This window comes from Mesorhizobium sp. P3_A9, assembly GCF_056402975.1.
On the sequence record NZ_JBFUGJ010000246.1, the window covers coordinates 1 to 9183 of the forward strand.

A 9183-nucleotide genomic window follows, 5' to 3' on the forward strand; every position below is an offset into this window, starting at 1 on the left:
CATTATATCTCTCGGTCATGCCAAAAAGTCCCACTCTAGACAGCCTCTCGATCGCCACCGGCCCAAGGTCCGGTCCCCATCATCCAAGCACTTGCGACGGAAATCCGGCGACAATTTGTCTTCCGGAGTTTCGCGTGTTTACCTCAACCACTCGTTAAGGGCAACGCACGGGCGGATTTGCACCGCCCGGCGTGGCATTTGTGCACTATTTCCGGTGCATATCGTTTTCCCAAAACCGCGGCACACTTTTGGGCGACATGCACTATTGATAGGGTGCATGTCGTTTTCCCAAAACCGCAGCACACTTTTGGGCGACATGCACTATTGATAGGGTGCATGTCGTTTTCCCAAAACCGCAGCACACTTTTGGGCGACATGCACCTAAAGCCGGCCGAGCGCCTTTAGTTCGTGCAGCACGGCGGCATCGCGCGCCGAAACATCGGGAAACGCGAGATCCTGCCCGACATCGGCCGTGTAGCGCCAGGAACGCGCGCATTTGACCAGGCCGCGGTCCTCGGCCTTCTCGACCACCACGGCGACGCCCTTGACGTCGTCGAGGGTGAAGGCTGATCCCGGCGCCTGGCCATGGGCAATGACGAGATCGCTGGTGATCGCCATCTCGGCCATGTCGACGTCCGATATCGCCGCTTCGAGCGCTGCGTCGTTGATGGTGACGACCGGCACCGCCTCCAGCGAGGAGCCGATCACCTTCTGGGCACGAGCGATCTCGAGCGCGCCGGTGACGACRCGGCGMACCTGCCGCACCTTGCGCCATTTCTCCGCCAGCGCCTCATTCTTCCAGTCCGCCGGGATTTCCGGGAACTGGTCGAGATGCACCGACACCGCATCGGGATGCCGGTCGAGCCAGGCCTCTTCCATGGTGAAGGGCAGCATTGGCGCCAGCCATTTCACCAGGCACTCGAAGAGATGGCGCACCACCTGCACCGAGGCCTTGCGCTTCAGGCTCGACGGCGCGTCGCAGTAGAGCGCGTCCTTGCGGATGTCGAAATAGAAGGCCGACAGCTCGACGACCATGAAGTCAAGAAGCGTGCGGGTGACGCGCTTGAACTCGAAGGCATCGTAGCCAGAGCGCACGACTTCGTTCAGTTCAGCCAGCCGATGCAGCATCAACCGTTCCAGCTCCGGCATCGCTTCCAGCGGCACCTCCTCGCCATCGTCATGGGCGAGCGTGCCCAGCATCCAGCGGATGGTGTTGCGCAGCTTGCGGTAGGCGTCGATGTTGGTCTGCAGCACGTTCTTGCCGAGCCGCTGGTCTTCCCAATAGTCCGTCGTCACCACCCACAGCCGCAGGATGTCGGCGCCGGACTGCTTGATGACGTCCTGCGGCACGACGGTGTTGCCGAGCGACTTCGACATCTTGCGCCCGTCCTCGTCCATGGTGAAACCATGGGTGACGACGGTGTCGTAAGGCGCCCTGCCCCTGGTGCCGCAGCTTTCGAGCAGCGAGGAGTGGAACCAGCCGCGATGCTGGTCCGAGCCTTCCAGATAGACGTCGGCCGGCCACTTCAGATCCGGACGGTCTTCGAGCGTGAAGACATGCGTCGAGCCCGAATCGAACCAGACGTCGAGGATGTCCATCACCTGCTTCCACTTGGAGGCATCGTGATTGCCGAGGAAACGCTCCTTGGCGCCGGCGGCGAACCAGGCATCGGCCCCCTCTTCCTCGAAAGCGTCCATGATGCGCTGGTTGACCGCCTCGTCCTTCAGCACGTTGCCGTCCTCGTCGGCGAAGATGGCGATCGGCACACCCCAGGCGCGCTGGCGCGACAGCACCCAGTCGGGGCGTTCCTCGATCATCGCGCGAATGCGGTTCTGACCGGCAGCCGGCACGAAGCGCGTGTCGTCGATGGCCTTCAACGCACGGCTGCGCAGCGTCGTGCCGTCGCCGAGGTCCTTGTCCATGTAGACGAACCATTGCGGCGTGTTGCGGAAGATGAYCGGCTTCTTCGAKCGCCASGAATGCGGATARGAATGCTTCAGSCGGCCRCGCGCGAACARSGCGTTGCGCTTGATCARCTCGTCGATRACSGCCTGGTTGGCGTTGCCCTTCTTGCCGTTGTCATCGATGACGCGCGCGGCTCCACCCTCACGGTCCGGGCCAAAGCCCGGTGCATCCTTGGTCAGAAAGCCGGCATCGTCGACAGTGAAGGGAATGGCCGCATCGATACCGCGCGCGCGCAGATCCGCCCCCGCATCCATCCAGGCATCAAAGTCCTCGCGGCCATGGCCGGGAGCCGTATGGACGAAACCGGTACCCGCGTCATCGGTGACGTGGTCGCCGGCGAGCATCGGCACCGGAAACTCATAGCCGCCGCCGAGGCCCTTGAAGGGGTGCGAAAGCGTAAGGCTTCCAAGCTCTTGCGCTGAAACACTGCGAAGGCGATTCAAGGTCACCTTGGCCTTGGCCGAAGAATCCTCAGCCAATGCATCGGCGAAGATCAGTTTTTCGCCCGGCTGCGGGCCAAAGGCATTCTCGGCAGCCGTAACCTCGTAGAGGCCATAGCTGATGCGCGGCGAATAGTTGACGGCGCGGTTGCCAGGGATCGTCCACGGAGTCGTCGTCCAGATGACGACATGCGCCTGCAGCAGATCGAGAGCGCCCTCCGTCAGTTTGGCCTCACCGTCATCGATCGGGCGGACCAGGCTGGCGACGGGAAATTTTACCCAGATCGTATCCGACTCGTAATCCTGATACTCGATCTCGGCCTCGGCCAGCGCTGTGCGCTCGACGACGCTCCACATCACCGGCTTCGAGCCGCGATAGAGCTGGCCCGACATGGCGAATTTCAGCAATTCGCCGGCGATGCGCGACTCGGCATGGAAGGCCATCGTCGTATAGGGGTTCTTGAAGTCGCCAACGACGCCGAGCCGCTGGAACTCACCGCCCTGCACCGAGATCCAGTGCGCGGCGAAGTCACGGCATTCCTTGCGGAATTCGTTGACCGGCACTTCGTCCTTGTTCTTGCCCTTGGCGCGGTACTGCTCCTCGATCTTCCATTCGATCGGCAGGCCGTGGCAGTCCCAGCCGGGCACGTAGTTGGAATCATAGCCGCGCATCTGGAACGAGCGGGTGATGACATCCTTGAGGATCTTGTTCAGCGCATGGCCGATATGGATGTTGCCGTTTGCGTAGGGCGGGCCATCATGCAGCACGTATTTCGTGCGGCCGGCGGCACTCTCGCGCAGCTTGCGGTAGAGGTCCATGTCCTGCCAGCGCTTGACCAGCACCGGCTCCTTCTCGGGCAAGCCGGCGCGCATCGGGAAATCCGTCTGCGGCAGGTAAAGCGTCTTGGAATAGTCGATCGTTTCAGCGGTATCGGTCATTGGTCTGCCATGTGCATTGCCCGGCGGCAAAGGAGCTCGGGCGTTGAACTATCATGATTTGGAAAAAGCGCGAGAGGCCGCGCGCAACATTCCCGGCGGCTCCGGCGGCGCTCAGGCCGCCCGGAACACCGGGCTCATAATTCGTATCGCAATCGCGAAAGCGCCGATAAAGTGCGTCATCACCGGGCTTTTAGCCGATGCGGCGGCAGGAATAAAGCGTCGAATCGCTCACATCGTGAAGTCGAAACGGTAGGTGGTCGACACACCGACAGTGAACTGGTTGCGGTCGCCGCGCTCCCTGACCAGGCTGGAATCGGCTGCCGGACCCWCGAGGCGSGAATATTCGCCGAACAGRCTGGCGGTCATCGGATCGGTCACCTTCCAGGTYAYCGCGCCGCCRAGGCCGACGGATTTCAGGCCGCCACCGGGATKGTATTGGCTGAGRCCCGAGGCCACGGCTTCCTGTGCATTGACGCCATAATAGGCAACGAAATAGTTGGCCGAGGCGAAAGACACGCGTGGGCCACCCGAAATCCTGACRKTTGGCGTCACGTCRTAGAAGGCGTCGGCGGCGATATCGGCGACAAAGCCATTATGGGCACGAATGCCATGCCGCAATTCGGCACGCGCGCGTAGCCAGTCCGTCGGATAGAATTCGAAGAAGCCGCCGACTTCGCCACCCCAGCGGACCGGATCGAGGCCCTTGAGTTCGTCGGCATTGCTGTCATCGCGCGAGAACAGGAACTTGCCGGTCAGGCCGGCGCGGACGCCGCCATCATCGACCAGCGCCAGCGAAATGTTGTCGTTACGCGAGGTGAAGCGGGCCTGGGGACCGGCCTTGCCCAAGGAGATGATGGGCTGGGCGCTGAGCATGTATTTCTTGCCGCCCTCGAAATTCGGCGCCACAAGGCCGGTGGCGCCGACCGTCAGATACCAGTCGCCGGACAGCCAGCCGAAAGCGCCGTCACCGGCCTCGGCCGCGGAGGCGCCCAACAAGGAGGCAGTCAGAAGCAGCGGAATCGCTCGGACAATACGCATCGATACCCCTTACGCGAAACACGCCGGAACGAACACCCGGCATCGCTCAAGCCATGACGCCAGTTCGGTAAAATTTGACTTAACATCCGTCACAGTTGCGTCGGCCAACCTAGTGTCCGGCCGCGCCGGATCAGGCGCGGCGCGGCGCGGTCGGCAAGTCCAGCAGCCCTCTCACGGTCTTGCTGCCCTTGCCGGCAATGCGCGCCGATCCGTCGTCACCCACCTCCACCGTTGCACCGTTGGCAAAGCTTAGCGACCAGCCGTCGCCCTTGGCGTTGCGGCGGCGGTCAATAAGCTCGATGCCGGCAGCGGTGACAAGGGCGACGATCCTGTCAACGTTCATCGTTTTCCTGCGGACACGGGCCTTCAATTGAGATCGAGCCCGGCGGTAAGATCGCCGAGTGGCGGTTCGCCGTGCGCGGCGACGGCCCTGTCGCGAACCACGATGCCGTGCAGCACCGGCAGTTCGAAGCGCTCGGTGATGAAGCGCAGGATCGAAGTCGTGTCATAGGGCGTCTGATCGACATAGCCGTGCTTGGCGAAGGGCGAAACGATGATGGCGGGGATGCGTGTGCCCGGCCCCCAGCGGTCGCCCTTGGGCGGAGCGACGTGATCCCAGATGCCGCCATTCTCGTCATAGGTGACGACGACCAGCATATGCGGCCATTGCGGGCTTTTCTCCAGATGGGCGACGACGTCGGCGATATGGCGATCTCCGGCCTCGATGTCGGCATAGCCGGAATGCTCGTTGAGATTACCCTGTGGCTTGTAGAAGGAGACCTGTGGCAGGGCGCCGTCGTCGATCGCCTGGATGAAGCTAACGCCGCCCAGCCCGCCGTCGCGCAAATGTTCGCGCCTGGCAGCGGTGCCCGGCGCGTAATTGGCATAATAGTTAAACGGTTGGTGGTGGTACTGGAAATTCGGAATCGGCGAGTTGTTGCCGTGGTCGAGCGTGTACTGCCAGGCGCCCGAATACCATGCCCAGGTGATGTGCTTGAGGCTAAGCATGTCGCCGATAGTCGGCTCCGTCTGGGGCGGCAGCGTGGTGGGCTTGGCCGGATCCGCAAGGAGCGGATCGCCGCCAGGCGCCGGATCGGTGCCGCTCGGTTGGTAAGGCGGCTGCATCGTGTTCACCGCGTGGAAGTCCGGCGTCAGATTGCCATCGGAGACAAATTTCGGAATGCCGTCGCGCGCCGATTTCGGCGAATTGTCGGCGATCTTCAGCGCTGTGCCGCTATCATCCGTCACCGAAATCGACGGTTTGGCCGGGCTCTTGTCGGCATCGGCGTAGTAAGGTGCGCAAGCGCAGATCAGCCATTGGTGGTTGAAAAACGAGCCGCCGAACCCACCCATGAAGAAATGATCGGCCAGCACGTATTTCTGCGCGACCGACCACATGTCGGTCTTGGAAGCGTCCCAATTGCTCATCGGCATGGCACCTGAATCGGCCCAGGCAACGAACATGTCGTTCTTGCCGCCGTTGATCTGCATCTGGTTCTGGTAGTAGCGATGCCAGAGATCGCGCGTTGTGACGCCGAGCGGCACGTTGAAGCCCTTCGCGTCGTTCACGGTGAACGGCGCGTTTGGAAGGTGCTCGGTCATCGCCTGCGTCACCGGCGGCGTGACGCCCTTGGCGGTCAGCCCGTCCCACACCGGCGGCAGTTCGGACAGCACCGAGCCGTCACGGTCGCGCTGCTGTAGGCTTTCCTGGCTGGCTTTGTCGATGCCTTCGGCACCGGGAAAATGGCCATAGAGATTGTCGAAGGCGCGGTTCTCGGCGAAGATGACGACCACCGTTTCTATCTTGGTGATGCCATCCGGCGGATCGCCGGGCTGCGCTGCGAATGCGAAAGCTGCGGTGGCAGCGAGCAGGGCGAGAGTTGAGGAAAACAGGGCGAGCCGATGGGATCGCTGCATTGTCATACCTCCCTGGTGCAAAGGGGGATGACACCAGCTTCGACGCGCCTTTGCAATAGCCACCGCGCTGGACGGGTAGTGCCATTGGGATTACCTTCCTTCAACCGCAGGATGCGCGGCCAGATGTGGAGGGAGATGGATCATGACCTTGCACGGCGATGCATTGAAGAACGCGATCGGCCAGACGCGAGCAAAGTGGGGATGGTTTGTCGGTCTGGGCGTGTTGCTGCTGATCCTCGGCGGCATTGCCTTCGGCAATCTGTTCATCGCCACGGTGGCTTCCGTCTATGTCGTCGGCTGGCTGATGCTGGTGGCCGGCATCATCGAGATTATGCATGCTTTCGGCGTCAAGACCTGGAGCCGCTTCTTCTACTGGCTGCTCAGCGGATTGCTTTATGCGGTCGCCGGATTTTTCGCTTTCGACAATCCGCTGCTGGCCTCGGCGGCGCTGACCTTCCTGCTGGCCGTTGCGCTCGTCGCCTCCGGCGCGCTGCGGGCCTGGGTCGGCTACAGTCACCGTCCGGAACGCGGCTGGGGCTGGATCGTCGCGGCGGGCGTCATCAGCGTGATTGCTGGCCTGATCATCGCCATGGGTTGGCCGGTCAACAGCCTGTGGGTGCTCGGGATGTTCCTGGCGATCGACCTGATCTTCCAGGGCTGGACCTTTATCGCCGTCGGCCTGGCACTGAAAAAGTAGCTCAAAACGCGACGGCAGCGTCTAGGTCGGAGAGCGGCTGGACGCCGGCAAGCAGCGCCCGCGCCTCTTCTTCGTCGCGCTTCATCTGCATGACCAGCGCATCGAGCCCGTCGAATTTGATCTCGCTGCGCAGGAAGCCGAAGAACGAGACCTCGCAGGTCTCGCCATAGAGATCGCCGGAAAAATCGAAGACGAAGGTTTCCAGCAACGGTGCGCCATTGTCGTCGACGGTCGGGCGGCGGCCGAAGGAGGCGACGCCATCATGCAGCGTGCCGTCGGCGCGCCGAAAGCGAACGGCATAGATGCCCTCCTTGAGGGTGGCTTCCGCGGGAAGCCTCATATTCGCTGTGGGAAAGCCGAGCGTTCGTCCAAGCTGCTGGCCGCCGACGACCTCGCTTTCCACCGTGAAGCGATAGCCGAGCAGACCGGCGGCCTCGGCCACCTCGCCATCGCAGAGCAGAGCCCGGATCCGGCTTGACGAAACCACCTCGGCGCCCTCGTCGCGAAAAGCGTCGACAAGCGTGACGCCGAAGCCATGGCGTTCGCCGGCAGCCATCAGATAGGCCGGCCCGCCCTGGCGGTCCTTGCCGAAATGGAAATCGAAACCGGTTATGGCGTGGGTAATGCCGAGTGTCCTCTCCAGCACATCGGTGACGAAAGCTTCCGCCGACAGCGAGGCGAAGTCGCGCGTAAACGGCTGCTCGACGAGCGCGGCAAAGCCCAGCAAAGACAAGAGCCGCGCCTTCATCKGCGGCGGCGTCAGCACGAACARCGGCATRTCGGGCCTGAAGACCTTTCGCGGGTGCGGTTCGAAGCTCAGCACCAGGGCCGGCACGTCACGCCGCACAGCCTCGGCCAACGCCCGTTCGAGCACCGCCTGATGACCACGGTGGACGCCATCGAAATTGCCGATCGCGACAACACCGCCACGCAGATCAGCGGGCAGCGGCGCGGTTGCCGAGAGATGCTGGAAGGCTGCCATTGACACCTACTGCAGTCTGACCATGACGGCCACCGGACGATAGCCGTGCCGTTCCAGGAAGAGCCCGAGCCTTGCCGGATCCGGCCGCAACGGGTCGCCATAGTCGCGGGCATGAATGCCGCCAGAGACATAGAGAACGTCGAAACCATTGTCGGCCGCGCCCTTCACATCGGTCATGACGCCATCGCCGATGGCCAACACCTGAGAACGCTCTACCGGCCGACCAAGGACCTCCGCCACCTCCTTCATCGCGACATCATAGACAGGCGCGTAGGGCTTTCCGGCGATCAGCGTGCGGCCGCCGAGCTGGGCATAGTCGCGCGCCAGGGCGCCGGCGCACCAGATGGTGCGTTCGCCGCGCTCCACCATGATATCGGGATTGGCGCAGATGAACGGCAGGTTCCTGGCCCGCAATCGGCGCAAAAGGTCCGCATAATCCTCAGGCTTCTCGACCTCGTCGTTGAAAAACCCGGTGCAGACGACGCCGGWKGCCTCGAATTCCTCGACRAGTTCGACATCGAGACCGTCATAGAGGGTCAGATCGCGCTCTGCGCCAATGTGGAAGACCTTTCGCGGGCCTTCCGCGATCAGGTCACGGGTCACGTCACCCGAGGTCACCACACGGTCGTAGGTTGACGGAGGAACGCCGATTGCGCTCATTTGAGCGACGACATCGGCGCTGCGGCGGGGCGAATTGGTGATGAGGACAACGGGAATACCGGCTGCCCTTGCCTTGGCCAGCGCCGCCGCGGCCGCCGGAAAATGCCATTCGCCATTGTGCACCACGCCCCAGACATCGCAAAGAATTGCCGAATAGGTCTTCGAGACGTCTTCGAGCGAGCCGACGATTTCAGGCGAATCCGCCATGCCGTGTCCTTCACTTTGGGCGTTGCGAGTGCTGCGGCCGACGGTTCGCCGCAGCCGGTTCGAATTATCCGAACCAGTCCATGCTGTCACCAGCTTTCGCCAAAAGCCGTGACTGGGCAGTGTTTGGTTAACGCGCGTGAAGTGGCGGCTCCATCCAAGACGGCGGAAAAAACACAGATGGATGCGCTGAAGGCCTGCTCTTCGGATTCCCGCTTCAGCAAGGATCCAACCGATCCCAGCAAACCGCTGAAACTGTTCTGGAATTCAACCGGAGCAACGCTGTCCGACGATTTCAAGGCGATCGGCAACGAACTGTCCAACCTGCGCATCGTCAGCT

The 9183-nt window shown here is 62.5% G+C and carries 9 protein-coding genes; 3 read left to right on the forward strand and 6 right to left on the reverse strand.

Going from position 1 to position 9183, the window contains the following annotated elements; all coding sequences use genetic code 11:
- Nucleotides 1-381: 381 nt before the first annotated feature.
- Nucleotides 382-3345, reverse strand: a complete 2964-nt coding sequence (gene ileS / locus AC1DX0_RS25505) for an isoleucine--tRNA ligase (RefSeq protein WP_477357260.1) — start codon at nucleotides 3343-3345, stop codon at nucleotides 382-384.
- A 43-nt stretch (nucleotides 3346-3388) separates the two neighbouring features.
- Here ileS and AC1DX0_RS25510 point away from each other — a divergent pair, with 43 nt between their 5' ends.
- Nucleotides 3389-3598 carry a hypothetical protein gene (locus AC1DX0_RS25510; RefSeq protein ID WP_477219194.1) on the forward strand — a complete coding sequence of 70 codons (210 nt, stop codon included), beginning with the start codon at nucleotides 3389-3391 and terminating at the stop codon, nucleotides 3596-3598.
- Here the strand turns inward: AC1DX0_RS25510 and AC1DX0_RS25515 are convergent.
- The 3 genes from AC1DX0_RS25515 to AC1DX0_RS25525 all read right to left on the reverse strand — a co-directional run bounded on the left by AC1DX0_RS25515 (nucleotide 3574) and on the right by AC1DX0_RS25525 (nucleotide 6306).
- The gene (locus AC1DX0_RS25515) at nucleotides 3574-4383 is read right to left on the reverse strand and encodes a MipA/OmpV family protein (RefSeq protein ID WP_477357262.1); all 810 of its coding nucleotides are present in this window, start codon (nucleotides 4381-4383) and stop codon (nucleotides 3574-3576) included. The two genes, AC1DX0_RS25510 and AC1DX0_RS25515, sit on opposite strands and share 25 nt — an antisense overlap.
- Before the next feature lie 130 nt (nucleotides 4384-4513).
- Nucleotides 4514-4726, reverse strand: a complete 213-nt coding sequence (locus tag AC1DX0_RS25520) for a hypothetical protein (RefSeq protein ID WP_477219196.1) — start codon at nucleotides 4724-4726, stop codon at nucleotides 4514-4516.
- Nucleotides 4727-4749: 23 nt separating this feature from the next.
- Nucleotides 4750-6306, reverse strand: a complete 1557-nt coding sequence (locus tag AC1DX0_RS25525; RefSeq protein ID WP_477219197.1) for an acid phosphatase — start codon at nucleotides 6304-6306, stop codon at nucleotides 4750-4752.
- Between the two features lie 136 nt (nucleotides 6307-6442).
- Between AC1DX0_RS25525 and AC1DX0_RS25530 the strand changes: the two genes are divergently transcribed.
- On the forward strand, nucleotides 6443-6997 hold the full coding sequence (locus AC1DX0_RS25530; RefSeq protein ID WP_477219198.1) for an HdeD family acid-resistance protein: 555 nt from the start codon (nucleotides 6443-6445) through the stop codon (nucleotides 6995-6997).
- A gap of 1 nt (nucleotide 6998) precedes the next feature.
- On the opposite strand, the gene AC1DX0_RS25535 is transcribed toward AC1DX0_RS25530, so the two are convergent.
- Together AC1DX0_RS25535 and AC1DX0_RS25540 are read right to left on the reverse strand one after the other, a co-directional pair.
- Nucleotides 6999-7979: a bifunctional riboflavin kinase/FAD synthetase gene (locus AC1DX0_RS25535; protein ID WP_477357264.1), complete on the reverse strand. Its 981-nt coding sequence runs from the start codon at nucleotides 7977-7979 to the stop codon at nucleotides 6999-7001.
- 6 nt (nucleotides 7980-7985) lie between these two features.
- Complete coding sequence (locus AC1DX0_RS25540; protein WP_477357266.1) at nucleotides 7986-8846, reverse strand: TIGR01459 family HAD-type hydrolase; 861 nt, start codon at nucleotides 8844-8846, stop codon at nucleotides 7986-7988.
- Between the two features lie 3 nt (nucleotides 8847-8849).
- Here AC1DX0_RS25540 and AC1DX0_RS25545 point away from each other — a divergent pair.
- Nucleotides 8850-9183 (forward strand): hypothetical protein (locus AC1DX0_RS25545; RefSeq protein WP_477219800.1); only part of this gene is annotated, 334 nt, incomplete at its 3' end.

Excerpts from the sequence above, each read along its gene's own strand:
- AC1DX0_RS25520 (WP_477219196.1), bottom strand. The coding sequence starts at position 4,726 with ATGAACGTTGACAGGATCGTCGCCCTTGTCACCGCTGCCGGCATCGAG.
- AC1DX0_RS25525 (WP_477219197.1), bottom strand. The coding sequence starts at position 6,306 with ATGACAATGCAGCGATCCCATCGGCTCGCCCTGTTTTCCTCAACTCTC.
- AC1DX0_RS25530 (WP_477219198.1), top strand. The coding sequence starts at position 6,443 with ATGACCTTGCACGGCGATGCATTGAAGAACGCGATCGGCCAGACGCGA.